This is a genomic window from Weissella halotolerans DSM 20190 (assembly GCF_000420365.1).
In the GTDB taxonomy this organism is placed as follows: Bacteria; Bacillota; Bacilli; order Lactobacillales; family Lactobacillaceae; genus Weissella; species Weissella halotolerans.
Genome location: NZ_ATUU01000001.1, coordinates 53,785 through 79,912 on the forward strand (window position 1 = coordinate 53,785; position 26,128 = coordinate 79,912).

Genomic DNA, 26,128 nt, shown 5'->3' on the forward strand with positions numbered 1-26,128 from the left:
GAACATAATGACAAGCCAACAGTTAGTACAACTCTTTATGGATTATTTACGAGTTGAACGGCAGTATGCAGAGGATACGCAGACGGCCTATTTGGCGGATATTAAAGACTTTATGGCGTTTTTGATTAGCACTGATGAAGCTAAGCAAGTTAAGTTAACCAGTGTTGATGACTTGACAGTTCGTGTTTACCTGTCAGCACTTTATGATCGGGGGATTAGTCAAAAGACGATTGCCCGCAAAGTTAGTGCGTTACGCTCCTTTTATCAGTTTATGGAAGCAAATCAATTGGTGACCCACAATCCTTTTAATGGGATTCATCTTAAAAAGGCCGGTCGGCACTTACCTCGTTTCTTTTATCATGAAGAGTTGCAGGCCTTGTTTAAGGCAGCCTATGAGGATCAGTCAGTTTTAGGTCTAAGAAATCAGGTATTACTTGAATTTTTGTATGGTACCGGGGCCCGGGTGTCAGAAATGGCCGAGTTGATTTTAGCTGAAGTCGATCAAGCGGCACGAATTGTACATATTACTGGAAAAGGGGATAAAACACGTATTGTGCCCTTTGGACAGTTTGCTGCTGCAGCCTTACAACAGTACTTAGAGCTAAGTCGTCCTCAGTTAGCCAAAAAGCAAGCCCAACCAGGCTTGACCTTGCTACTTAATCAACGAGGCCAAGCGATGACAGCAAGTGGTATTGAGTATGTATTGAAAAAGCTTGGTGAGAAAGCTGGCCTCACCCAGCATATATCAGCGCATATGTTTCGTCATACTTTTGCCAGCGACATGCTGAATAATGGGGCTGATTTGCGAACCGTTCAGCAATTGCTGGGACATAGCAGTTTGAGCACGACTCAAATTTATACGCATGTTACAACAGATAAGTTGCAACAAAGCTACCGTCAATTTTTTCCACGGGCGAGTGAACGCTAATATCACTTGTCGAATTGGTCTAATAATGGTCTAGTTTTATTGTGAAATTCTTGGTAGAATAAAGGCATAGTTAGTGATAGTTAGCACATATAAATGGGGCAAGCAAAATGGCAGTGAAATTGGATAATGGGAGTATTGTAGTTGAGATATCAGAACATGGCGCTGAATTAACTAGTGTCCGTAATAAACAAACTGGAATGGAATATATGTGGGAAGGTGACCCTGCGGTTTGGGCCCGTCATGCCCCTAATCTATTTCCAATTGTAGGCCGCCTCAAGGGGGACCGATATAAGTTCAGGAATAAGACTTTTTTTATGACTCAGCATGGGTTTGCCCGGGACAGTGAATTTGATTTGGTTGAAAAAACTAAAGATACAGCCCGCTTTCGGTTGACGGATTCTGAAGAGTCGTTTGCGATTTACCCCTTTCATTTTCAATTTGACGTCGTCTTTAGGTTAACTAACCAAGATACATTGGGTATTTTGTATGTTGTCACGAATGTTGATAATCATGATATTTACTTTTCAGTTGGTGGACATCCAGCTTTTAAGGTACCGTTGTCCCAGTTCAATGATTACTATTTAAATATTGATCCAAGGAGAAAGTATACTCGCGCTCAGTTGGTAGGGCCAAACTTGGATAATAATTTAGAGGGTGAGTTTGATGCCCATATTCCCCTCCGGCTACGCCGAGAGGATTATAAAGATGATGCGATTATTTTACGGCTTGATGGAAATCCAACTACGGTAGTCTTATCGCAACGTAATGAGTCACATGGGGTAACCGTGCATATTCAGGATGCTCGTTACGTTGGGTTTTGGACTCCTTACGCAAAAGACGCACCGTTCATTTGTATTGAGCCTTGGTGGGGAATTGCAGATACCGTTGATGCTGATGGAAATATCAAACATAAGTATGCAATTAACCGGTTAGCACCGGCCCAGACCTTTACGGGTTCTTATTCCATTACCTTTTTCTAACTGAAATAAAAAGGTTGCATTAAAAAAGCTTAGCTGTCAGCAGCTAAGCTTTTTTGTTAGGATTGATGACGCCAATAGTTTAAACCAAAGGGAATTAAACGTTCATGTCCTGTTTTAAGACGATGAATATTTTCACGGTGACGATAAAAAACAAAGAGCGTTAAGCTAAAAGCAATTAAAGTTAAAAACCAGTCTTGAATAAGGGCTGAAGCAAGCGTGATCAGGGTGAAGCCGACCATGGAGGCAACAGAAACCATACTCGTGATGAAGAGTGTACTACCAAAAATGGCGAAAGCTAAACAGAACATTAGCGGGTTATAGATAAGGAGCACGCCCACAGAAGTTGCGACGGCCTTGCCCCCCCGAAAGCCAATCCAAAAAGAATAGGTGTGGCCTAAAATAGCACCTAAGCCAACGGCAAAGTATAGCCAGTGTTGGCTAACGGTTAGGGGCCCCCATAAGCAGGCCATTAAAGCACCTAAAGACCCCTTTAAAATATCAAGACACATGACGACTAAACCAATACGCCAACCCAAAACCCGAGCAGTGTTGGTGGTACCAATGTTCCCAGAACCTAAGATAAGGAGGTTTTTGTGGAAAAACAAACGGCCAACCACATAGCCAAAGGGAATGGACCCGACCAGATAGGCCAAAAGAAAACTAATGAGATAATGAGACAGACTCATAAAAACACTCCTTTTATGAATAAAACTAAAAAATAAGGGCAAGCCTAATGAAAGGCATACTCTCCATTTTAGCATGTCTTATCAAATGGCTGGCATTTTATAGACTTTTTATAAAAATTTAAAGGTCGCTTGTCAGTTCTTGTTAAGGTAGGCTAAGATGGTGAATGGTATGCTGAACTTTTTCAGCACTGAAACAGAGTGGAGAGGACATATCCATGACAAAGAAAAGCACTTATTCAGATGACTCAATTACAGTCTTAGAGGGGTTGGAAGCAGTTCGTAAGCGCCCTGGGATGTATATTGGGTCGACTGATACGAAAGGTTTACACCACCTAGTTTATGAGATTTTTGATAATGCCGTTGATGAGGCATTAGCAGGTTTTGGTGATCAAATTGACGTAGTGATTCATGCTGATAATAGTATTACCGTAGTAGATCATGGACGAGGGATGCCAGTAGGTATGCATGCTTCAGGTAAGCCAACCCCAGAAGTTATTCTCACCGTGTTACACGCTGGTGGTAAATTTGGCCAGGCCGGAGGTTATAAAACATCTGGAGGCTTGCATGGAGTGGGATCATCAGTTGTTAATGCGCTCTCGCAGAGCTTGACGGTCACCATTGTACGGGATGGTCAAAAGTTCCAGGAACACTTCATCGATGGTGGAAAGCCAGATGGCACCTTAGTTGCCTTAGGGAAAACGAAAGCTGGTAATGGAACTACCATTACCTTCAAACCTGATCCAGCCATTTTTTCTACAACGGTATATAATTTTGACACCATTGCTGAACGCCTGCGTGAATCAGCTTTTTTACTTAGTGATGTTAAAATTACATTAACTGACGAACGGCCTGGTCAGGAACAAACGCAAAGTTATCACTACCCAGATGGTTTAAAAGCCTTCGTAGCTTACTTAAATGAAGATAAAGATACCTTGGGCGACACCATGTATTTTGATGGAAGTGAGCATGGGGTTGAGGTAGAGGTGGCTGCCCAATATAATGATGGTTATTCTGAAACGATGATGTCCTTTGTTAATAATGTCCGTACTCCAGGTGGGGGAACCCACGAAGCAGGATTACGGGCTGCATGGACGAAGGCCTTCAATGAGTATGCGCGCAAGGTGGGCTTACTTAAAGAAAAGGATAAAAATCTTGAGGGATCAGATGTTCGGGAGGGCTTAACGGTTGTAATTGCCTTACGCGTGCCGGAAGAGCTCTTACAGTTTGAGGGACAAACCAAGGATAAATTGGGAACTTCCGAGGCTCGGTCAATCGTCGATACGATTATTACTGAACAATTAGGTTACTACTTGATGGAGAATGGGGAATTCTCTCAGAGCTTAATCCGCAAGGCCATCCGGGCCCGCGAAGCCAGAATGGCTGCTCGCAAAGCCCGTGAAGCTTCCCGAAGTGGTCGTAAAAAGGGTAAACAAGAACAAATCCTATCTGGTAAATTAACACCGGCACAGTCAAAAGATGCGTCTAAGAATGAATTGTTTTTGGTCGAGGGTGATTCGGCCGGTGGTTCTGCTAAACAGGGCCGTGACCGAAAATTCCAGGCTATTCTGCCCTTACGTGGAAAGGTCTTAAATACAGAAAAGGCTAAGTTGCCTGATATTATGAAGAATGAAGAGATTGCTACCATTATCTATACGATTGGAGCCGGTGTAGGGGCCGACTTTAATTTAAAAGATGCTAGTTATGACAAGATTATCATCATGACAGATGCGGATGATGATGGGGCCCACATTCAAATTCTATTACTAACCTTTTTTTATAAATACATGCGTCCTTTAATTGAAGACGGGCGAGTCTACATAGCGTTACCTCCTTTGTACATGTTAAGGCAAAAGGGTAAGGCGAAGCGGCCTAAAATTGCCTATGCTTGGACAGATAGTGAACTAGCAGCAGTCGAAGAAAAATTTGAGGCTACATTTAATTTGCAACGGTTTAAAGGGCTTGGTGAAATGAATGCTGATCAGCTTTGGGCCACCACGATGGATCCTCAAAACCGAACGCTGATTCGCGTCACCATCGATGATGCCTTAGTAGCAGAAAAACGGGTCACTACCTTAATGGGTGATAAAGTTGAGCCACGTAGAAAGTGGATTGAAGCTAATGTCGCCTTTACGCTAGGTGATGAAACAGAGACCTTGCTGGATGAGGCAAAGGATGAGCAGGCAATATTAGAGGATGACTTAACACCGGTTAGTGAGCATGATAAGGAGGAAGATGATGACTGATACAGGACATGTCCAAGAGCTCAGTCTTGAAACGGTGATGGGGGACCGTTTTGGTCGCTATTCGAAATCCATTATCCAAGATCGGGCCTTACCTGATATTCGAGATGGGTTAAAGCCTGTTCAACGGCGAATCTTATTTGCCATGTTTAAAGACGGTAACACGTCAGATAAGCAATTTCGTAAGTCAGCCAAATCAGTAGGAAATGTAATGGGTAACCTACATCCACATGGGGACTCATCAATCTATGAAGCGTTAGTTCGTATGTCACAGGATTGGAAGTTGCGAGTTCCTTTGATTGAAATGCATGGTAACAATGGATCTATCGACAATGATCCGCCGGCTGCTATGCGTTATACGGAAGCACGTTTAGCTAAGATAGCGGATGAATTACTACGTGATTTGGATAAAGACACTGTTGATATGGTCTTAAACTTTGATGATACTGAGTATGAGCCAACTGTGCTACCAGCTCATTTTCCAAACCTGCTTGTTAACGGTGCGACTGGTATTTCAGCTGGTTACGCCACGGATATTCCACCGCACAATCTGGGTGAGGTGATTGATGCCCTGGTCTACTTATTGGCCCACCCTAAAGCCAGCCTGGATGACCTAATGACCTTTGTGAAGGGCCCTGATTTCCCAACCGGTGGGATTGTTCAAGGCCTTGAGGGGATTCGTTCAGCCTTTAAAACGGGGCATGGTCGGGTAGTGGTCCGCTCAAAAACGGCGATTAGTCCCTTAAAAGGAGGGAAGGCTAAGATTGAAATTAGCGAAATTCCCTATGAAGTTAATAAGGCGGCTTTGGTCAAAAAGATTGATGAAATGCATTTGAACAAGGACATTGCAGGTATTAGCGAAGTCCGTGATGAATCTGACCGTGATGGTTTATCCATTGTCATTGAGTTAGCCAAGGATGCCAATGCGCAGGGAATCTTAAATTATCTCTTTAAAAAGACAGACTTACAGGTAACCTATAGCTATAATATGGTTGCCATCCATAATCAACGGCCAGAACGAGTTGGCTTGAAAGTTGCTTTGGAAGCCTTTTTAGAGCACCAAGTGGACGTGTTAACAAAACGTACACAATTTGATTTACAAAAAGCTAAGCGTCGTCAACATATTGTACTTGGCCTAATCAAGGCGATGTCTATTTTAGATCAAGTTATTGCGACCATTCGGGCCTCAAAGGACCGGAAGGATGCCAAACAGAATTTGGTGGCACAGTATGACTTTTCTAATGAACAAGCAGAAGCCATTGTGACGATGCAACTTTATCGCTTAACGAATACTGATGTGACGCAACTAGAAAATGAATCAGCTGAGTTGAAGGATAAAATAGCTGAGTATGAGTTGATTTTAGCCGAACCAAAGGAACTAAGAAAAGTCCTCCGAGGTGAGTTAAAGGCCATTAAAAAGACTTATGCAACCCCTCGTCGTTCACAGATTGAAGACCAAATTCAAGAATTGAAAATTGATGAGACGGTGACAGTGGTTGATGAAGACGTCATGTTGTTAGTTTCTAAAAATGGTTATGTAAAGCGGTCGTCCTTACGTTCTTACGGGGCTTCAGGTAGTGACAATGGGCTAAGAGAGGATGATGAAGTCGTCTTCATGGATGAAGTAAATACGCTAGAGCATGTCTTTATGTTTACCGATCATGGACAAGTGATTTATCGTCCAGTTCATGAAGTGGCTGAAACGCGTTGGAAGGAGCCCGGTGAGCATTTATCACAAACTATTACCGGTTTGACTTCGGATGAGCAGATTATTGCCGTGAAGGTCGTTAAAGACTATCAAGCGCTTAATGGAGAATGGATTGCGGCAACCTCAGACGGGCATATAAAACGCTTTGCCTTTGCCGATTTGACGCCGCGGAGTAATTATCGTAAAAAATCAACGCCATACATGAAGCTAAAGCAAGATGATGCCTATGTGGTAAATGTTCTACCCTTCTCAAGTTCGGATGTAGGACATTATACGGTCCTATTGACTTCTTACCAAGCTAACGGGTTACGGTATGCTTTAGATGAGGTGCCAACCCACGGTTTGAGAACGACCGGCGTTAAAGCCATGTCGCTGGCAGAGCAGGATGATTCCTTGACCAGTTTATCTTTGGTAGATGACCGACAATCCTTGGCATTAGCTTTAATCTCTAATCGTGGCGCCTTTAAGTGGATGCCCGTTGATGAGGTGCCAGTGACAAGCCGGGCAAGGAAGGGAGTGGCTGTGATGCGTGAGTTGAAACGTGATCCCCATCGCATTATGGCGGCTGCCTTGGTTAATCAAAAGCAACCAACGCCGTTACGCATTTTGACCTTGGGTGACCGTGTATTTGATATTTTGCCAGCCGACCACCCACTGAGCCAACGTTATAGTAATGGTAGTTTTGTGATAGATACTGAAAATGTTGGAGAACCAGTAGCCATGTATCCATTGGTTCAAGTACCCCTGTTAAATTAAATATATTTTTCATAGACTTAGTGGGAATTCGGCCCCTAAGTCTTTTTTTAAAATAGTTCTGAAAGCGTTTGCAAATGAAACCGGTTTCGTATATAATAAAGACATAGTTAAGAGATAAGAACACAGAGAAGGGGAAGAATTATGTCATTATTAGGTGCAATTGAAGCTGGTGGAACAAAGTTTGTTGTGGCAGTCGCAGATGAGACTGACCCAGATACGGTCATCAAGCGGGAAAGTTTTCCAACAGAGGATGGTCCAAAGACAATCAAGAAAGTTCAAGCCTTTTTTGATCAATATGATGATATTGCTGCAATTGGGATTGCTGCCTTTGGTCCAATTGATGTTGCACCTGATAGCAAGACCTACGGCTATGTATTGGATACGCCAAAGCGTGGTTGGTCTGGTTATAACTTCTTAGGCGCAATGAAAGCTTGGCGTGACATTCCTTATTTTTGGACGACCGACGTTAATGGTGCTGGTTGGGCCGAATTTGTTTCAGGAGCAGCTAAGAATGATGATAACTTGGTTTACTTGACTGTGGGAACGGGAATTGGTGCTGGTATTATTCAAAATGGTAAGCTTTTGCAGGGGATTTCGCACCCAGAGGCTGGGCACATTATGATGAAAAAGCACCCAGAGGACACGTATAAGGGACATTGCCCCTTCCATGAGGATCGTTGTTTAGAAGGTTTGGCAGCTGGCCCAGCTATCGAAGAACGCTGGGGTCGGTCAGCTAAGGAAATACCAGATGACGATTTGGCTTGGGAGATTGAAGCTTATTACTTAGCACAGGCAGCTGTGACCTATACCGCCATCCTTCGTCCAGATCGGATTGTCTTTGGTGGTGGTGTTCCTCATCGGGAGAACCTATTGCCACTTGTTCGAAAGTCTTTTGCCGAGCAGATGGCTGACTACTTAGCTGTCCCCCCTTTGGATGAGTATATTGTCCATGTGGAAAATGGGGATGATGCAGGAATCTTGGGTTGCTTCTACTTGGCTAAATCTTTAGTTGATCAAAGCCAAGCTCAAGCAATTGATTAACACTATATGACAAAAAACGCGGGTTCAGTTCTACTTAGCCCGTGTTTTTTGCCTTATAAAAATAAACAGCTTTATACAATTTTAAAGGGACTTAGGGTATACTAGAGAAAAGAGTTAAGAAGGGGAGATAATTCATTTATGGCTGATTTACTTGTTTTTGGGCATAAGAGTCCAGATACAGATACCATTGCCTCAGCTATGGCAACGGCATATTTATTGAACAATGCTTACAATCTAAATTCAGAGGCGGTTGCCTTGGGGGAGCCTAATGCTGAAACGGCCTTTGCTTTGAAGCATTTTGATTTAGCGGCACCGCGGGTGATTCAAAAGGCAGATACACCGGAAGTCTTTTTGGTCGACCATAATGAAGCCAGTCAATCAGTAGATAATATTGCCGATGTGACGGTTGCAGGTGTCTATGACCACCATAAAATTAATTTTCAATCAGCAGCGCCATTGTGGTTTATTAACAAGCCACTGGGCTCTGTGGCGACTATTTTGTACGGTGAATTCCAACAAGCTGGTTTAGATATTCCAGCTAACTTGGCTGGGATGCTAGCTTCAGCGATTATCTCAGATACCTTACTGTTGAAGAGTCCAACCACGACGCCAATGGATCAGCCGGCTTTGGCGGCCTTGGCAAAGTTAGCTGGAATTGAGGATTACGAGGCATATGGTTTGGAGCTGCTTAAGGCGGGAACAGACTTGTCGAGTCGTACCGCGCAAGATTTGATTGACGGTGATGCTAAAACCTTTGAATTGAATGGTCAAAAGGTACGGATTGGTCAGGTTAACACGGTAGATGTAGATGATGTCTTTGCCCGGCGCGCCGAATTGGAGGCTGCCATGCAGACTGAGTTATCTGCCGATGGCTATGATACCTTTATTTTGGTTGTTACCAATATTTTAGATTCTGATTCTGATCTTCTAGTGGTAGGTGATAATCAGGACAAAGTGGCGGCTGCCTTTGGTGTTGAATTAACCGAAGGAAGGGCTTCGTTGCCAGGTGTTGTGTCACGAAAGAAGCAAGTCGTGCCTCCATTAACAGCAGCCTTTGAAGCTTAAATTAAATAATAAAAAAAGGTTAGTTAACCCACGATATGGGTAACTAACCTTTTTTATTTAGTGACCTGCAATAGCAGAATAGGGATGGGACGTCGATTCTTGGTCAAAGAAGAACGAACGGACGGTAGCAACCGCCATATCATCTCCAACAAAGTATAAGGTGTCATACTGGTTAATAATTGTATAAGGTCCTGGGGAAATCGTTAGTTCGCCCTCGTGTAAAACGCCGACCATGGTGGTACCCGTAGCATACCAAAAATTCAATTCTGATAAATTTTTACCATATTTATTTGAAGGTTGATTTAAAACCAGTTCAAAGGGCATCAGTGGATTGTTCTGCTGATAAGACTGCGATTGGTCGACAAAGGCCTGCATTAGATGCGTAATGTCATTAAAGTTTTTTTGTTGGTCCTGAATGGCTTTCGTTAAGTCACCTTTTAAGGAACGTAAATTTGCGGTTTCTTGGTCCGCATGGATAAAATCTTCAGCCTTTTTTTGAGAGATGATTTTAGCACCACTTCCATGGTGGGATTGGGCAATGCCCATATCAACGAGCACTCGAATTGCTCGACGAGCAGTTTCTGATGAAACATCATATTCCTTGGCCACAGTAGACCGCGCCTGTAATTTGTCGCCGACCGCTAATTGACCATGGGTAATCTTTTGCGCTAAACTCAATGCAATTTGACGATAACGCGGTTGTTTAATGATTTTCATGACGTAATCTCTATCCCCCTTATAGTCTAGCTTGATTATAGTGGGCTTGGCTTAAAAATTCAATAGTTTAAGTTGGCACTTTAATGAACAAAGGCCTAATGAAAAGTTTACCAGCACTGGCATAAAGGCATTACAGATTTGACAACGTGACAACTTTATGATTAAATTATGGTTGTCAGTTAATGAAGTGAGTATAGGAGGAGTGTATGGCAAAAGTGAAAATTGAGCACCTTACTAAAATCTTTGGTAAGCGTGTCAAGCCAGCTTTAGACTTGGTTGAAAAGCATGTTTCTAAAACTGATATTTTAGAACAAACTGGCGCCACAGTTGGTGTCTATGATGCTAACCTTGAAGTCCAAGAAGGCGAAATCTTTGTGATTATGGGCCTTTCTGGTTCAGGGAAATCAACCTTGATTCGACTATTAAACCGGTTAATTGAACCAACGTCAGGTTCAATCTATCTTGACGGTGACGATATTTCTAAAATGAATAAAGAAGAATTATTGGATGTTCGTCGTAAGAAAATGAGCATGGTCTTCCAAGGATTTGGTCTCTTTCCACAGCGCACGGTCTTAGAAAATACTGAGTACGGGTTGGAAGTGCAAGGTATGCCCAAGGAAGAGCGGACGAAGTTAGCAGAACAAGCCTTAGAGAATGCTAATCTCTTACCATTCAAGGACCAATTCCCTAGTCAATTGTCTGGTGGGATGCAACAACGAGTCGGGTTAGCCCGCGCCTTAGCGAATAATCCTGAAATTCTATTGATGGATGAAGCCTTTTCGGCCCTAGATCCGCTTATTCGTCGTGAAATGCAAGATGAATTAATTGAGTTACAAGCTAAACAAAAAAAGACGATTATTTTCATTTCGCATGATTTGAATGAAGCCTTACGAATTGGTGATCGTATCGCCATCATGAAGGATGGTGAAGTTGTCCAAATCGGTACAGGTGAGGATATTTTGACTAATCCAGCTAATGATTATGTACGGGCCTTTACTGAAAATGTTGATCGGTCAAAGGTTTTGACGGCAGAGCGCATTATGGAGCAACCAGTTACAGCAAATATTGATGTGGATGGTCCTAATGTGGCCCTTAAGAAGATGGTGACAGAAGAAGTCGGTGGCCTAGTAGCGGTTAACCGTAGTCGCGAGGTGCAAGGCTTCTTGAGTGGCGAAGCTGCCCTAAAGGCACGTAAGGAAGGCTTAGCCTTAAAGGATGTCTTAGTTGACATGCCAACCATTCAAAAAGATATGTTAGTGTCAGATATTGTGCCAATTATTTATGATGCACATACACCATTAGGGGTGGTAAACGATGAAGGTCGCCTAGTTGGAATTGTGATTCGTGGTCGTGTCTTAGAGGCTTTGGCGGATAAAGAACTAGACAATCAGGAAACGGAGGTGAAGTAACCGATGCTGAACTTACTAGTTGCGAAGATGCCTATTGCAAGTTGGACGGAGAAGATTGTTGATTGGATGACGGCCAACTGGGCTGGTTTCTTTGATGCCATCCAGCATGGTGGACAGGGGACCATGGACTTGGCTAATGCCATGTTAGGTGCTGTGCCACCATTAATGATGATTGTGATTATGACTATTTTTGCCGTATTGGTGAGTCATAAAAAATGGGGCTTTCCCCTCTTTGTCTTCTTGGGCTTGCTCTTGGTATGGAACCAAGGCCTATGGGCAGACTTAGTACAAACGACAACCTTGGTTATTCTATCGAGTTTGCTAGCCATTGTGATTGGGATTCCACTGGGTATCTGGATGGCTAAGTCCGACAATGTGGCTAAAGTGTTACAACCACTGCTTGACTTTATGCAAACAATGCCTGGATTTGTCTATTTGATTCCTGCTGTGGCCTTCTTTGGAATTGGAGCAGTCCCAGGTGTCTTTGCCTCTTTGATCTTTTCATTGCCACCAACGGTTCGGTTTACAAACCTAGGAATTCGTCAGGTGCCAGTAGAAATGGAAGAAGCGGCTGACTCCTTTGGATCGACACCAAAACAAAAATTGTTTAAAGTTGAATTGCCATTGGCTAAATCAACGATTATGGCCGGGGTTAACCAAACCATCATGTTGGCCTTATCAATGGTGGTCTTGGCTTCAATGGTTGGTGCGCCAGGTCTTGGACAAGGTATTTTGTCCGCCGTTCAACACGCCGCAGTTGGGGCAGGTTTTGTTAATGGAATCGCCTTGGTAATTCTAGCCATTACAATTGATCGCTTTACACAACGCTTAAACGTCGATGCTGTGGAAGCTCAACAACAAAAGAGTAAGTGGCGTAAGTGGGTCGGCTGGCTAACGGCGTTGGTCTTAGCTGGTTCTATGGTTGGTGGTCTGTTTGCACAACAGGCCGCTGCTAAAAAGTCTGTTAGCTTGGTTTACGTTCAATGGGACTCAGAGATTGCCTCAACGAATGTCTTAGCACAAGCCTTTAAAGAAAAAGGCTATCAAGTTAAAATGACGCCTTTAGATAATGCAGTTATGTGGCAGACAGTGGCTAATGGGCAGGCTGATGGGTCTGTATCGGCTTGGCTACCAAATACACATCAAGCTCAATATAAGAAGTACCATAAGAACTTAGATATGCTTGGTGCTAATATGCGTGGAGCTAAGGTTGGCTTGGTTGTACCGGACTATATGAATGTTGACAGTATTGCTGACTTACAAAGTCAGGCTGATAAAACAATCACGGGGATTGAACCTGGTGCCGGAGTGATGGCGGCAGCTGATAAGGCCCTTAAGGCTTACCCAAACCTTAGTGATTGGAAGCTACAAGGTTCATCAACTGGTTCGATGGCGGTCGCCCTAGACAAGGCGATTAAAAGCCATGACGACATTGTTGTAACTGGTTGGTCACCTCATTGGATGTGGAAGAAGTACCAGTTAAAGTACTTAGCAGATCCAAAGAATACTATGGGACAGGCCGAAACCATCAATACAATGGCGCGTAAGGGGTTGAAGGCCGATAAGCCAGAAGTTTATCGTGCTTTGGATAACTTCCACTGGCAAAAGGGTGACATGGAGAGTGTTATGTTAGACATTCAAAATGGTATGTCACCGGAAAAGGCAGCGCAAAAGTGGGTTGATGCCCATCCTAAGCAGGTTAATGCTTGGTTTGAGAAGTGATAAACAAAAAAGTCGAGGCACAGAGGCCTTGGCTTTTTTTGTGGTCTGAATAAAGTGGTAAGGAAGCAGGAGTAATCAAGTGCATGGATTAAAGTTACAAAAAGTTAGCAAATAGGGTGAAGCATGGTACAATAAGGCCAAGGTGAGTGGGTAAAGTGATTTAGTGGTAGGTCAGTTAATCATAAGAAAGAGAGGAAGTAAAAATATGGCAGAGGAAACAGCAATTTTTGCTGGCGGATGTTTTTGGTGTATGGTAAAGCCCTTTGACACATTACCAGGGGTAAAAGCGGTGCGTTCAGGTTATACAGGGGGCTGGAAGGACCATCCAACCTATGCAGAGGTGGCTAGCCATCAGACTGGACATACTGAAGCCGTCAAAATTACCTTTGATCCAACTCTTATTTCCTACCAGGAATTAGTGGAGCTTTATTGGCAAACGGCAGATCCGACTGATGCCATGGGTCAGTTTCAGGATCGAGGCGACTCTTACCGGCCAGTTATTTTTGTGAATTCAGCCCAGCAAAGGGCGGTGGCCGAAGCCTCTAAAGCCGCTTTACAAGCCTCTGGACGTTTTGGGGACCGACCAATTGTGACAAAAATTGAGCCTGCCGGACCTTTCTGGGAAGCAGAAGAGGAACATCAGGATTTCTATAAAAAGAATCCATTACGAGATGCAATTGAAGAAGCACCACGAAAGGCCTTTTTGCAAGCACATTGGCAAGATAATAAGTAACCAAAAAAGGCGCTCCCCAGTTTTGCTGGGGAGCGCCTTTTGTTTGCATCGTTTAATGCCGCTTATTTCCTGTTCGAACCCGTTTGATAATATCCCAAATAACGGGCAGAGTCGTCATCCAAAAACCAAAGGTCAAATAAAAGGGACGCTCTTGATTATTTTTGGTTTGTTTAACTTTTTTTGCCATTTTACGTATCTCCTGACTTAAGTAACTGAACGGACTACTACTCCTTAAGTATAGCGATTTACGGACGGAAAAACTAGTGGCCAGGGAGCAAAAAATTAAGTGTGTTAAGGGGTAGAAGGCACTACTAGCAGTAAAGGATAGGCACTGACAGTCGCGAATGGGATAACCCAAGCAGATCCGCTAAAAAAAGATACCGCACAAAAAGGCGGTATCTTCTGATCAAATTGGTTGGCGCAAAGGCCGCAAGCTGATTATTCAGGTGTGTGTGGGAACACCCGATAAGTCAAATATACTGTCAAAAAGACTGACTGTCAATTATTTAAAGAACAATTTGGCTAAGCCTTCATCAATGGTGTCCAAGGTTTTAGAGGAGACTTTAATTTTACCGATTGGATCGTGCCGATTAATCTTTCGAATCCGTCGTTTACTAATGGTGGTTATATCTTCCAAGCGGGCATATGTTTGCCGATTATAACGATTATACTTTGAAACAACGTATAAAAAGTTATCAAAGTCAGCGTTCATTTGCTTGCTAGCGCGTCCTTGAATATAGTAGTTGAGTTTGTCCGTTGAGACATCATCCTCGTTGATTCCCTCAGCCCTTGCAATATAGGCGCGCAAATAACGTTGGGCATCGCGCTTATGCTTAATGGTATGTTCCATATGCGTAATGACCTGGTCGCACAAATCACGTAGTCCGGCTGCTTTAAATTCCGTATGGAGACTTTTAATAAAGGTTGGCCGAAGGGTTTGTTTCACCTGGTCAATTAGGACTTTATCCGTTTCGCCTGGGCCTTGTTTAGGTTCAGCTTGCTCAAGTGCACTTAAAAAGCGGACTGCGTAAGTGGACTCTAAAAATTCAGCAAAGGAGTCACCTAGGAAGTTTAAACTGCTTTCTGAAATCGTGTCAGAAAGTGGAACAGTGTGTTTATGGCGTTTAGAGGTGAGAGGCACAACGGTCAGTTTTTCGTTTTTAGGGTTGTCTTCTTTATTAAGGACCACGGCAAAATGTGGACCACTAAATTCCTTGCCAATATTAATGCCAAAGTCAATATAAATGATGCAGGCCCGTTGGTATACTTTTTGATTAGGGGTCCCTTTCGTATCTGCTTCGGCTAACAATAGCTTACTTTTGGTATAGGTCCACTGGGGAAGGTAACGGTACTTAGGCAGGTGTTTACTGTAAAGTGTTTTAAAATTTTCAAAGGCAGTTGTAAACAACTGATCGGCACTGGTGTGCTTTGAGTTTGAATTATCATGCGTCATAGTTAGCATCCTTAAAATCATAATAGATTAAAACTTAAGTTAAGTGTAATACGAATAAGAACAAACAACCAGTAAAGTGACTAAGTTTTATCAGTTTAGTAAGCATAAGCCATTTTTCTTGTTGACCAAGCTAGGTAAAAGACCCATTGCCGCCTCTTTTCATTATTAGGCACATGTATTATAATGTGGGGGTAAGTAAAAAACTGATTGATTAGTTACCTACAGGAGGAAGTAATGATGGCATTAACTGGAACAAAAGCATGGGCAAAGCAACGTTTGCAAGAAAATGGTGTTCGCCAGATTTTGGTAAACAAGCGTCCACGCCGGCTACAGAACGTTAAGACACAGGACTTGTATCGTCAATTGCAGCTGATGGGTTTGCTGGAAAAGTAATCCTTCATGCCTGAAGACGACTTACACCTGATAAGGTAGTCTCTTTTGCGGGACTTCATTTGGCAACCGGGACGTTGCGGTTCTGGGGGCTAAAAATAATAAAAGAATGATTTAAAACGTCCATCTTAGTGGTTGGACGTTTTTTAGTAGCAACCACTTAGGGGGATATTGATGTATCAGTTCTTAATTTTTGATCTTGACGATACCTTACTCGACTTTAAACAGGGTGAACTTGAAGGGTTGCGTAAAGTGTTAACCCAAGCAGGAATAGCAGATGTTGATTTGCCAGTAGCACTAGCGACGTATGAAAAGATTAATCGCCGTCTTTGGCAGGCCTATGAAGAGCAAACAATTGATAAGGCAACGATTCATGCCACCCGTTTTAATGAATTATTTAAGGCCCTGGGTCAACCTGATTATGACGGTCAGGCGATTGAAAAACGCTTTCGCCAGGCGTTAAACCAGAATAATTATCTTGTACCTTATGCTAAAGAGCTGCTTGCGGACTTGCAAAGGCAAGGCTACACTCTGATTGCAGGAACCAATGGAGAGACGCAAACACAGGAATTACGATTATCCAACACAGGTCTTGGTGTATATTTTGACCAAGTCTTTATTTCTGATCAGCTGGGAGCGGCGAAACCCGCACCATCTTTTTTCGATGCCATTTTTAAGGCTAATCCGTCAATGACGAAAAAGAATACGGTGATGATTGGTGATGGACTTGCCTCAGATATACGAGGGGCCCAGCAATATGACTTAGATGCTATTTGGGTCAACTTAAATGGCCACCTGCAACGACCAGCTAATTTGGCAGTGAAGGCGCAAGTCAATGACTTGCCTAGTTTAGCTAGCTTGCTTGCTAAGTAGTTCATTTAACAGATGTTAAAAAAGACTCCCCGCTGATGCATATACATCAGCGGGGAGTCTTTTTGTTTTTTCTGGTCACACCTAGATCATAATAAACATAGGTAAAATCAAGGGGTGACGATGCGTCTTTTCGAATAGGAAGCGTTGCAATCGTGATACAACGGCATTGCGAATGCTATGTTCATTCGCATTTGGCTCGCGCATTGCTGCAATCATTGCATGGAAGATTTCACGACGTCCTTCATTAATGAGCTCTTCTGATTCACGCATGTAGATAAAGCCACGTGAAAGAATGTCAGGGCCGGCGGTAATTTCTTGATTGGCAAGGTCGATGGTAGCGACCACAACAACCAAGCCATCCTCAGACAACATTTTACGGTCCCGTAAGACTGCTGTGCCCACATCACCAATTCCGTTACCATCAACGTAGGTGTCTTCCGCTGAGAAATGACCAGCTACTCGGGCAGAGTCATGGGTTAGGGCAAGGACATCACCGTTATCAAGTAAGAAAATATTATCCGGATTAACACCAACGGCGGTAGCTAATCCTTCATGAACCTTTAACATGCTATACTCACCGTGAATGGGCATGAAGAACTTAGGCTTCATTAAGGAAAGCATGAGTTTTTGTTCTTGTTGACCACCGTGCCCAGATGTATGGATATTGTTTATCTTACCATGAATAACATTGGCACCAGCTTCTTCGAGTTCGTTGATAACCCGGTTAACTGAACTAGCATTACCAGGAATTGGCGAGCTTGAGAAAATGACCGTATCATCAGGCTGAATCTTAATTTGACGGTGGGTACCATTAGCAATGCGGGCTAGTGCTGCCATTGGTTCTCCCTGGGAACCGGTTGATAAAATCAAGACTTTTTCGGGAGGAAGCTTGTTAATGGTACGTGCATCAACAAATTGATCCTCAGGCACGTCGATGTAGCCCAAAGTCAAACCATTTTTTACAGCATTTTCCATAGAACGACCAAAGACGGCAATCTTACGTCCGTGAGCGATAGCTGCTTCACAGGCCATTTGCACTCGCGACATATTTGAAGCAAAAGTTGCAAATATAATTCGACCTGTAATTTCATCAAATAAGCGATCAATGGTCTTACCAACCCAACGTTCTGACTTGGTAAATTCAGGTCGCTCAGCATTGGTTGAATCAGACATTAAGAGGAGCACGCCTTCTTCTCCTAAGCGGGCCATCTTTTGTAGGTTAGGTGGCTGATGTGTGGTTGGCGTGAAGTCAAACTTAAAGTCTCCAGTTTCAACGACGATTCCTTGAGGCGTATGAACAGCCACGCCAAAGGTGTCAGGAATTGAATGTGTTGTTCGGAAAAATTCAACACTCAAATTCTCATAGGTTAAAACGGTATCTTCATTAATCTCATGTAAGTCCGCATCCTTTAGTAGATGATGTTCTTCAAGTTTATTTTTAATTAAGGCCATTGCTAAGGGACCAGCATAAACAGGCACGTTAACAGCTTGTAAGAAAAAATGAATAGCGCCAATATGGTCTTCGTGACCATGGGTAATGACAAGGGCCTTAATCTTATCGCGGTTTTCTTTTAGAAAAGTGTAATCAGGAATGACATAGTCAATCCCCAGTAGTTCATCTTCTGGGAATTTAACACCGGCATCGACTACAATGATTTCATCTTTATATTGAATACCATAGGTGTTTTTACCGATTTCACCAAGGCCACCGAGCGCGTATACCGTTACTTCATCTGGGCGGATTTTTAGTTCAGCATCGCTCATAGGCTAGAACTCCGTCAATTTGAAGTCAGGGCTTTGCTGTTCATAGGCCAAGGCTTTTTCTGAAAGTTGTTCAATGTGTTCAACATTGAAAGGGGTGTTTTCCTCTACGGCTGCGCGTGCGGTTGGGTAATCAACTGCATCTAGGTAGAGGGCGTGGGTGTTTTCACGCTTTGGGTTTTGTTTTTTGCTTTCTTGATAGTAAACTTTAAAAATCATGTTTGCTAAATCTCCTTTTTAGTTTCTTGTTCCGAACAATCTTATTTTTAAGTTTAGCAGAAATAGGGGATAAATACTAGGCGTTGTCAGGACAAGACAGTCAGAGTCAGGCCAGGTAAGGGACGACCTTTGAAAAGATGGTATACTAAGACCGATTAGCGTGACAGGAATAGTAAGCTGAGAAATACGCTTTACTAGCTGAAGACCTAACTTAATTATAGTAAACAACCAAGCTGTCGGATCAATGAAGGATGTTTTTTCGAATCTTATGCGACCAGCGCCTAAAGCTAGTAATAGGATTGACGACTTGGTCATCACTACTTAGGGCTTTGGGTTGGACAATGATAATAAAAGTGGAAGGAAGAGATACTATGAGAAAAAATTGGTGGCACTATTTAGGACAACACCTAGCAGGCTTTAAGCGAGGGATGATGCGCCGGTTTAGACGGACTTATATTCCAATGACCACGCCAGAAGAGGTGGCAGTGGCTAATCAATTAAGCCGCCATTTACCCAGCGACCTAGCCCTATACTTATACGTAGCTGCTCAGGCAAACACCGCGGCCCTTGTCTATAGTGAACTCTTACTTGAACACGAGATGCCCGCGCAACAGCTGGCACAAGTGGAGCGGACGATAGAAAATCAAGAAGTCGGTGAATTAATGGCTATTAAGGCAGGTCTAGCTTTATGTCCAAGGGATGTAAGGCCCCTTGCGTCTGTTACTGTCATTACGGAAAATGCACGGTTAGCGCGTGCATTTTCTGATTTTTCCTTGGCAAAAGCTCAACTTAACCCTAATCAGCAACCGATAACAAGGGAAGAACAAGTAGCTTTTGAAGTACTGACACTTTTGGATGACTACCGGCAGGTCTTCTTTACTCAGGCAATGCAGATGGATGAAGCTAAACTGGCACTGTTGAAGCAAAAAAATAAGCGGATTCTAGAGGCGGTGAGCCAATCTTCGTAACGGGTGCTTGGATAACATAACTGGGGTCTCTAGGAAAGGGGTTCATTATGAACATAGTCATAATTGGCGCTATAATTTTGATTTTAATCTTATTGACGGTGATTCGGCGGATTGGCCGGCGACTAACAGAACAGCAAATTATTCAGTCACAACATGTCGTTAACCAGGCCTTGAATGCGGTTTTACCTGCATTGGCGAGTCAGTTAGCAGTTAAAGAGCCAGCTAAGGCGATTCGCACGACCCTGGTAGCTAATATTTGGGGACATGAAGTGATGGCCTTTGAATGCCAACTACCGATCTCAAGACAATTCCCGCTTGGACAGGTCAAAGACACCCTAAGTAGGGCCCTTGAGGAGTACGATGCAAAAGAAAAGCTGCCCCGATTTGATGAACAGCCCTATGCACTGGTGCTAACTGATGTTTGGTATCAAGAGCAGACAAGTGGGTGTTACTTGCATTTAGACATTGCACATATCATTAATGCGGAAACAGCAGCCTACCTACGCGATTTAGCCAAGTTGAATCAACCACTTTAGCTTATCAGTGAAAGTAGTGTATACTAATAGGGATAAATTTTTAAGAAACGGAGCAAGCTTAATAATGTATAAAATGGATGAGATTGTACGGGACGGAGACCCCGTCTTACGCCAGCGCGCTCAAAAAGTAACTTTCCCATTATCTGAAGAAGACCAATCCATTGTGAATGCTATGATGGAATATTTGGTTGTTAGTCAGGATGAAGAACGCAATAAGGCCTATGGACTACGACCCGGTGTAGGTTTAGCCGGGCCACAGGTAGGGGTTTCAAAACAGTATGCAGCCATATTAATCCCTAACTTGGATGTTGATGGAACCGATGAAGAGGACGGCTTTTTCTTTAAGGGGGTCATCTTTAATCCGGTCATTACAAGACAGTCAGTTAAACAGACTGCGCTTCAAATGGGGGAAGGCTGCCTTTCAGTGGATGAGGACGTTCCTGGCCTAGTAGAACGGGCAGATCGGATTACAGTTCATTATCAGGATGAACAGGGGCGGAAGCAAGAATTGCGTTTGCAGGGCTATCCAGCCATTGTTTTTCAACATGAAATTGAGCACCTACAAGGTACCTTGTACTATGATCATATTAACCAGACCGACCCTTGGTTAGAGCATGAACATACACATTACGTTGGGTAGGCACTGATGCAACAGAATTTTAATTATCCGCTTTTAGCAGGCTGGACAACTACAGATATTGTGAAAGTTAGCCACTTGTATAGCCAAGTTGCACAAGCTTATGAAGGTGGCGTTAACCGAGAAACGTTATTAGCTGCTTATCAAGCCTTTAAAGAGGTGGTGCCAGCCAAGAGCGAAGAAAAACAACTGAGTCGTCAGTTTGAACAACTTTCAGGTTATTCTATTTATCGGGCCGTTCAATTGGCAAAACAAAGCCAAAAGAAGGTAATCAAAATGGAGGGTTAGTCCAGTGAATGTGACACAACAGCGGGCCCTTGATCGCCAAGTGATGGGGTGGTTAGATGAGGCCCATACACGGATTTTAAAACGGCTTGATCAGCATTTTCATGTATCCACCAAAGATGGTGCTCGTGATTTAGTAACAGATGTTGACCGTGAAACGGAACAATTTTATGTTGGCAAAATTCATGAATATAATCCCCATGCTAATATTCTAAGTGAGGAAGGTTATGGGGATGCAGTATCATCTTTAGCTGGTCAGGTATGGTTTGTTGATCCAATTGATGGCACCATGAATTTTGTTACTGAACATGCCGAATTTGCAACGATGTTGGCAGTTTTTGAGGATGGGAAACCCCTGTTAGCTTGGATTATGGATGTGGTTAATCATGAGGTGATTCATGGTGGGCCAGAGTTGGGGATCTGGCAAAACGAACAGGTTCTAGCAACTCCTTTGAATCGGGACTTAAATGAGGGCTTAATGATTTTATCGGGGTATCGGTTATTGCGTGGCGAAATGGCGCTCCCTGAAATTGCCCGCCAAGCGTTAGGATTTCGTATTTATGGATCAGCCGGGATTTCTTTTATGCATGTCTTAAGAGGACAGGCCGTAGGTTATTTATCCGCTATGCGGCCGTGGGATTATGCGGCTGGTATTGTGTTGGCCCAGAGTCTCCAGTTGCGGGTTGGAAGAGTTGACGGTCAACCAATCGATGTGCTACAATCAGGGTCAGTCGTAGTGGCAACACCAAGTACATATGCAAGCATCATGACAATTGAGCAGTCTAATTAAGCGTCTGAGTCATCGGGCGCTTGACTTTTTATGTCACGCAATTGTTTTAGGTGCTTGTAGCAAGTAAGTGCCCAATTTTTTTAATGAGTAGTGTAGTTAGTACAAAGACTGGAATTTAGCTGACAGAAAGTCAAGGAGAATAGAAATTTGGCAAAACGTGAAAATCTTCGTAATATTGCAATCATCGCCCACGTTGACCATGGTAAGACAACCTTAGTTAACGAAATGTTGAAGCAATCTGATACTTTGGATATGCGAACAGAACTTGGTGATCGGGCTTTGGACACCAATGACATCGAAAAAGAACGTGGTATCACGATTTTAGCCAAGAATACCGCCGTTCATGTCGGTGATAAGCAAATCAACATCCTAGACACCCCTGGTCACGCCGACTTTGGTGGTGAAGTTGAACGAATCATGGGCATGGTTGACGGTGTACTTTTGGTGGTTGACGCCTTTGAAGGAACTATGCCTCAAACACGTTTCGTGCTTAAGAAGGCTTTCGAACAAAACTTGACGCCCATCGTGGTTGTTAACAAGGTCGATCGTCCAGGTGCCCGACCAGAAGAAGTGGTTGATGAAGTTTTGGATTTGTTCATTGAATTGGGAGCCGATGAGGATCAACTGGACTTCCCAGTGATTTATGCTTCAGCCATGAATGGAACGTCTTCATATGATCCTGATATTCAAACGCAAGAGCATACGATGACACCAATCTTTGACACTGTCTTTAAGACTATTCCTGCTCCTGAAGATACTTCAGACAAGCCTCTTCAATTCCAAGTGGCCTTACTTGACTATAATGACTTCGTTGGTCGAATTGGAATTGGGCGTGTCTTTAATGGTAAAATCAAGATTGGTGATCAAGTTTCGGTTATGAAACTTGATGGCTCACAACATAATTTCCGAGTAACAAAGTTATTTGGTTACTTGGGCTTGGACCGGGTTGATATTCAAGAAGCTGAAGCTGGTGATTTGATTGCTGTTTCTGGTATGGATGAAATTTCAGTGGGTGAAACCGTTGTTTCACCTGACCATCCAGAGGCTTTGCCTATCTTACGCATCGATGAACCAACCTTGCAGATGACTTTCCGGACAAACGATTCACCCTTTGCTGGTCGTGAAGGTAAGTTTGTTACGGCCCGCCAATTAGAAGACCGTTTGATGCGTGAATTGCATACTGATGTTTCTTTGCGGGTTGAATCAACGGATGAGGCCGGCGCTTGGCTAGTATCTGGTCGTGGTGAGTTGCATTTGTCAATTTTGATTGAAAACTTGCGCCGTGAAGGATTTGAGTTGCAAGTATCACGTCCAGAAGTTATTTTCCGGAATATTGATGGTGTTGATTCAGAGCCTTTCGAAGCTGTGCAAATTGATACCCCAGATGAGTATACTGGTTCAGTTATTGATTCATTGGCTCAACGTAAGGGTGAGATGCAAAACATGGAGTCAACGGGTAATGGTACTACCCGTTTAGAGTTCTTAGTGCCATCACGGGGCTTGATCGGATATGCAACTGAATTCCTTTCATTAACGCGTGGTTATGGTATTTACAACCATACCTTCGAAAAGTACGCGCCTGTTGTCAAGAACTGGGAGCCTGGCCGTCGTAATGGTGCTTTGGTTTCCATTAATCAAGGTGCTACTACCACCTACGCCATTATGGGTGTTGAAGATCGTGGTACGATGTTTGTACATCCTGGTACCGAGGTTTATGAAGGAATGGTTGTTGGTATGAATAGCCGTGACAATGACATTTCAGTCAACGTTACCAAGGCTAAGAATATGACTAACGTGCGTTCTTCAAATAAAGACCAAACTGCTTCAATTAAGACACCACGGGATATGACTCTTGAAGAGTCATTAGAGTTCTTAAATGAAGATGAGTATGCGGAAGTAACACCAGAGAATGTGCGTATTCGTAAGCAAATTTTGAATACAAGTGAACGTGAAAAGGCTGCTAAGCGGCGTAAGGCATCACGTCAAGGATAAAGATTAGACTAAGGGAAAACAGGTTCTTACTTTTAAAAGTAAGAGCCTGTTTTTTAAATAGGCAAGGGAACTTGCTTGCGCCCGTTAGCGATAAACTGTGCTAAAATAGAAAAGATTATTAATGATAAAGGAGCACTTTGCATGTATACGGAACAAACGCACCGGTTCAAAAACCTGTGGCACCGTTGGCACCAGTTCTTGAGACGAAAATTTCGTTACCTCGACTTATGGACGATATCGATTGTGATTGGACTCATGGTGTTTGGCTGTGTCATGGTTTACACGGCCAGCACTAATATGGCATCTGGAAGTGCAGGTAGTTTCTTAAGAAAGCAAGCCTTTTTTGCGGTGTTTGCTAGTATAGTGATGCTTATTATCTTCATGCTTAAGATAAAATGGCAGAGCCGGGCCTATCGGCAGTTTGTTGTCTGCATTGTTTTGCTCCTCATTGGTTTATTGGCCATTACGCGACTTTTTGGCCCGGTTACCAGTGGAGCACATGGCTGGCTCTATTTGGGTGGCTTTGGATTTCAACCAGTTGAATATTTCAAGACGGCTTTAATCTTATGGTTTGCCATGCGGTTTGCCAAGCTTTATACCCATCCTTGGTATGGTAAGGCAAGTAGCTTTTTTTCGCAGGTTATTCGCATGAATATTTGGGGTCTACCCTTGATTGGGTTTGCATTTACCTTGTCGATGCCGGATATGGGAGGGGCTCTCATCTTAATGACGATTGGGACGGTCATGGCCTTAGTAGCTGGTATTTCTCCATTGTTTGTTGTCATAACGATTATAGCCGTGGCTGTATTAATTTTGGGCTTAGCTAGCTTAGTGCCTTTTTTTGTTTCGTTGCACTTATTGCAACCTTATCAGGCCCTGCGTTTTGAATCATTTTTGGACCCTTGGCAAGCTGGAGATGCCGGTCATCAATTAATCAATTCATACTATGCGCTTAGCAATGGTGGCTGGTTTGGTCGTGGCCTGGGAAACAGTATCCAAAAGTTAGGCTTGTTGCCGGAACCAAATACTGACTTTATTATGGCGATTGTGGGCGAAGAATTAGGGGTCGTGACGATTTGGGTGATATTAGGCCTCTTTGCCGTTCTCATTATTCGCCTGGTCCTCTTTGGCATTTCGACTAAAAACATCCAGTATCGGTTAATTTTACTGGGAACAGCCAGTTATATTACCGTTCAAATATTAGTGAATTTAGGTGGTGTTACGGGATTACTGCCCATTACTGGGGTGACATTCCCACTTATCTCCTATGGTGGTTCCTCCTTGTTGTCTTGGGGATTGACCTTTGGGTTAGTGTTAAATGTGATTGGCTGTATTCGGCGTGAACAAGATGGAATAGAAAGGAGTCAACATGGTTTTTGAGCAGACTAAACGGCGTGCTTTAATTGTGTATTTGAAAAATCCTCGTCAGGCTAAGCAGTTACGGCGTTTTGGAATTGTTAATTATGTATCTACAAAGATGAAGTATGCCTCAATTTATATGAATGAGGCTGATATTACAACAAAAAAAACGGTGATTGAACGCTTAAGTTTCGTTGATCATGTCATTGAATCACAATGGCCAGACGTTGATACAACCGTGGGCTCAGATAGTCAAGATGCAACGGCCTTTACGGTGGATGATCATGAATTAGGTAATGTACCGGCGACAGAAGAGGAATTATAAAATGAGGATTGTAAGCGGAGAATTCAGGGGGCGACCGCTTAAGGCCGTACCAGGTACTGCAACGCGACCAACGACTGATAAGGTTAAAGAGGCCATTTTTAATATGATTGGTCCCTATTTTACTGGTGGTCGGTCGCTAGACTTATATGCCGGATCAGGTGGCCTATCTATTGAGGGGGTCTCGCGGGGCATTGATGAGGCTGTTTTGGTGGATCGCCAGTATGCAGCGATTAAAACAATCCAAGCAAATATTGACCTGACTAAGGCTACAGAACGTTTTAAAGTGATAAAAAGCAGTGCCCAAGCTGCCATTCAACGTTTAAAGGGTCAACCCCCCTTTGATGTTTTATACTTTGATCCACCTTATGCCAAGCAGACAATCACTGCTGATTTAGAAGCCCTCGTTGCTGCACAGTTAGTGGCGTCTGGGGCGTTGATTGTTGCAGAAACTGACCAAGAGGCCAATCTTCCAGAACAGTTTGGTCAATTTAAACTGCTTAAGCGGCGTGACTATGGTATTACAGTAGTGACAATTTATCAGTTTATGGGGTAAAA

The 26,128-nt window shown here is 43.3% G+C and carries 26 protein-coding genes; 20 read left to right on the top strand and 6 right to left on the bottom strand.

Features of this window, described 5'->3' with window-relative positions; translation table 11 throughout:
• Positions 1–7: 7 nt before the first annotated feature.
• Together xerC and G414_RS0100295 are read left to right on the top strand one after the other, a co-directional pair.
• Entirely contained in the window at positions 8–928 is a 921-nt protein-coding gene (gene xerC, locus G414_RS0100290) for a tyrosine recombinase XerC (RefSeq protein ID WP_022790861.1), read from the top strand.
• 107 nt (positions 929–1,035) lie between these two features.
• Positions 1,036–1,908: an aldose 1-epimerase family protein gene (locus G414_RS0100295; RefSeq protein ID WP_022790862.1), complete on the top strand. Its 873-nt coding sequence runs from the start codon at positions 1,036–1,038 to the stop codon at positions 1,906–1,908.
• Between the two features lie 56 nt (positions 1,909–1,964).
• On the opposite strand, the gene plsY is transcribed toward G414_RS0100295, so the two are convergent.
• The gene (gene plsY / locus G414_RS0100300) at positions 1,965–2,594 is read right to left on the bottom strand and encodes a glycerol-3-phosphate 1-O-acyltransferase PlsY (protein ID WP_022790863.1); all 630 of its coding nucleotides are present in this window, start codon (positions 2,592–2,594) and stop codon (positions 1,965–1,967) included.
• 215 nt (positions 2,595–2,809) lie between these two features.
• Here plsY and parE point away from each other — a divergent pair, with 215 nt between their 5' ends.
• From parE to G414_RS0100320, 4 genes are all read left to right on the top strand, one after another.
• Positions 2,810–4,837 (top strand): DNA topoisomerase IV subunit B, encoded by a 2,028-nt coding sequence (gene parE / locus G414_RS0100305; RefSeq protein ID WP_022790864.1) that lies wholly within the window; start codon positions 2,810–2,812, stop codon positions 4,835–4,837.
• A complete protein-coding gene (gene parC / locus G414_RS0100310) occupies positions 4,827–7,298 on the top strand; it encodes a DNA topoisomerase IV subunit A (RefSeq protein WP_027694451.1) in 2,472 nt (823 codons plus the stop codon). The genes parE and parC overlap by 11 nt, the downstream gene beginning before the upstream one ends.
• Before the next feature lie 141 nt (positions 7,299–7,439).
• On the top strand, positions 7,440–8,339 hold the full coding sequence (locus tag G414_RS0100315) for an ROK family protein (RefSeq protein ID WP_022790866.1): 900 nt from the start codon (positions 7,440–7,442) through the stop codon (positions 8,337–8,339).
• Between the two features lie 138 nt (positions 8,340–8,477).
• Positions 8,478–9,404 (top strand): manganese-dependent inorganic pyrophosphatase, encoded by a 927-nt coding sequence (locus tag G414_RS0100320; protein ID WP_022790867.1) that lies wholly within the window; start codon positions 8,478–8,480, stop codon positions 9,402–9,404.
• Between the two features lie 57 nt (positions 9,405–9,461).
• Here the strand turns inward: G414_RS0100320 and G414_RS06965 are convergent, their stop codons facing one another.
• A complete protein-coding gene (locus G414_RS06965) occupies positions 9,462–10,121 on the bottom strand; it encodes a GntR family transcriptional regulator (RefSeq protein ID WP_022790868.1) in 660 nt (219 codons plus the stop codon).
• A gap of 206 nt (positions 10,122–10,327) precedes the next feature.
• Between G414_RS06965 and G414_RS0100330 the strand changes: the two genes are divergently transcribed.
• The 3 genes from G414_RS0100330 to msrA all read left to right on the top strand — a co-directional run bounded on the left by G414_RS0100330 (position 10,328) and on the right by msrA (position 13,985).
• Entirely contained in the window at positions 10,328–11,530 is a 1,203-nt protein-coding gene (locus G414_RS0100330; protein ID WP_022790869.1) for a quaternary amine ABC transporter ATP-binding protein, read from the top strand.
• A 3-nt stretch (positions 11,531–11,533) separates the two neighbouring features.
• A complete protein-coding gene (locus G414_RS0100335; RefSeq protein ID WP_022790870.1) occupies positions 11,534–13,252 on the top strand; it encodes an ABC transporter permease/substrate binding protein in 1,719 nt (572 codons plus the stop codon).
• 205 nt (positions 13,253–13,457) lie between these two features.
• Entirely contained in the window at positions 13,458–13,985 is a 528-nt protein-coding gene (gene msrA, locus G414_RS0100340; RefSeq protein ID WP_022790871.1) for a peptide-methionine (S)-S-oxide reductase MsrA, read from the top strand.
• A 52-nt stretch (positions 13,986–14,037) separates the two neighbouring features.
• Here the strand turns inward: msrA and G414_RS07720 are convergent, their stop codons facing one another.
• A complete protein-coding gene (locus G414_RS07720) occupies positions 14,038–14,172 on the bottom strand; it encodes a hypothetical protein (protein ID WP_022790872.1) in 135 nt (44 codons plus the stop codon).
• Between the two features lie 315 nt (positions 14,173–14,487).
• Positions 14,488–15,438, bottom strand: coding sequence for a type II toxin-antitoxin system PemK/MazF family toxin (locus tag G414_RS07445; RefSeq protein WP_022790873.1), 951 nt, complete (start codon positions 15,436–15,438; stop codon positions 14,488–14,490).
• 234 nt (positions 15,439–15,672) lie between these two features.
• Between G414_RS07445 and G414_RS07605 the strand changes: the two genes are divergently transcribed.
• Together G414_RS07605 and G414_RS0100360 are read left to right on the top strand one after the other, a co-directional pair.
• Positions 15,673–15,831, top strand: coding sequence for a hypothetical protein (locus G414_RS07605; RefSeq protein ID WP_022790874.1), 159 nt, complete (start codon positions 15,673–15,675; stop codon positions 15,829–15,831).
• A 171-nt stretch (positions 15,832–16,002) separates the two neighbouring features.
• On the top strand, positions 16,003–16,701 hold the full coding sequence (locus G414_RS0100360) for a YjjG family noncanonical pyrimidine nucleotidase (RefSeq protein ID WP_022790875.1): 699 nt from the start codon (positions 16,003–16,005) through the stop codon (positions 16,699–16,701).
• Positions 16,702–16,782: 81 nt separating this feature from the next.
• Here G414_RS0100360 and rnjA read toward each other — a convergent pair whose 3' ends face one another.
• Positions 16,783–18,465 (bottom strand): ribonuclease J1, encoded by a 1,683-nt coding sequence (rnjA, locus tag G414_RS0100365; protein ID WP_022790876.1) that lies wholly within the window; start codon positions 18,463–18,465, stop codon positions 16,783–16,785.
• 3 nt (positions 18,466–18,468) lie between these two features.
• The gene (locus tag G414_RS0100370) at positions 18,469–18,681 is read right to left on the bottom strand and encodes a DNA-directed RNA polymerase subunit epsilon (RefSeq protein ID WP_022790877.1); all 213 of its coding nucleotides are present in this window, start codon (positions 18,679–18,681) and stop codon (positions 18,469–18,471) included.
• A 371-nt stretch (positions 18,682–19,052) separates the two neighbouring features.
• Between G414_RS0100370 and G414_RS0100375 the strand changes: the two genes are divergently transcribed.
• From G414_RS0100375 to rsmD, 9 genes are all read left to right on the top strand, one after another.
• Positions 19,053–19,649 (top strand): hypothetical protein, encoded by a 597-nt coding sequence (locus G414_RS0100375; protein ID WP_022790878.1) that lies wholly within the window; start codon positions 19,053–19,055, stop codon positions 19,647–19,649.
• 47 nt (positions 19,650–19,696) lie between these two features.
• Complete coding sequence (locus G414_RS0100380) at positions 19,697–20,185, top strand: hypothetical protein (protein ID WP_022790879.1); 489 nt, start codon at positions 19,697–19,699, stop codon at positions 20,183–20,185.
• Positions 20,186–20,249: 64 nt separating this feature from the next.
• Positions 20,250–20,825, top strand: a complete 576-nt coding sequence (def, locus tag G414_RS0100385; protein WP_027694452.1) for a peptide deformylase — start codon at positions 20,250–20,252, stop codon at positions 20,823–20,825.
• A 6-nt stretch (positions 20,826–20,831) separates the two neighbouring features.
• Positions 20,832–21,110, top strand: coding sequence for a UPF0223 family protein (locus tag G414_RS0100390; protein WP_022790881.1), 279 nt, complete (start codon positions 20,832–20,834; stop codon positions 21,108–21,110).
• 4 nt (positions 21,111–21,114) lie between these two features.
• Positions 21,115–21,897, top strand: a complete 783-nt coding sequence (locus G414_RS0100395; protein ID WP_022790882.1) for an inositol monophosphatase family protein — start codon at positions 21,115–21,117, stop codon at positions 21,895–21,897.
• A gap of 147 nt (positions 21,898–22,044) precedes the next feature.
• Positions 22,045–23,889 (top strand): translational GTPase TypA, encoded by a 1,845-nt coding sequence (gene typA / locus G414_RS0100400; RefSeq protein WP_022790883.1) that lies wholly within the window; start codon positions 22,045–22,047, stop codon positions 23,887–23,889.
• Positions 23,890–24,030: 141 nt separating this feature from the next.
• Positions 24,031–25,269 carry an FtsW/RodA/SpoVE family cell cycle protein gene (locus tag G414_RS0100405; RefSeq protein ID WP_022790884.1) on the top strand — a complete coding sequence of 413 codons (1,239 nt, stop codon included), beginning with the start codon at positions 24,031–24,033 and terminating at the stop codon, positions 25,267–25,269.
• The gene (locus G414_RS0100410; protein WP_022790885.1) at positions 25,259–25,573 is read left to right on the top strand and encodes a YlbG family protein; all 315 of its coding nucleotides are present in this window, start codon (positions 25,259–25,261) and stop codon (positions 25,571–25,573) included. Before G414_RS0100405 ends, G414_RS0100410 begins: the two co-directional genes overlap by 11 nt.
• 1 nt (position 25,574) lies before the next feature.
• Positions 25,575–26,126, top strand: coding sequence for a 16S rRNA (guanine(966)-N(2))-methyltransferase RsmD (gene rsmD, locus G414_RS0100415; RefSeq protein ID WP_022790886.1), 552 nt, complete (start codon positions 25,575–25,577; stop codon positions 26,124–26,126).
• The last annotated feature ends 2 nt before the right edge of the window (positions 26,127–26,128 follow it).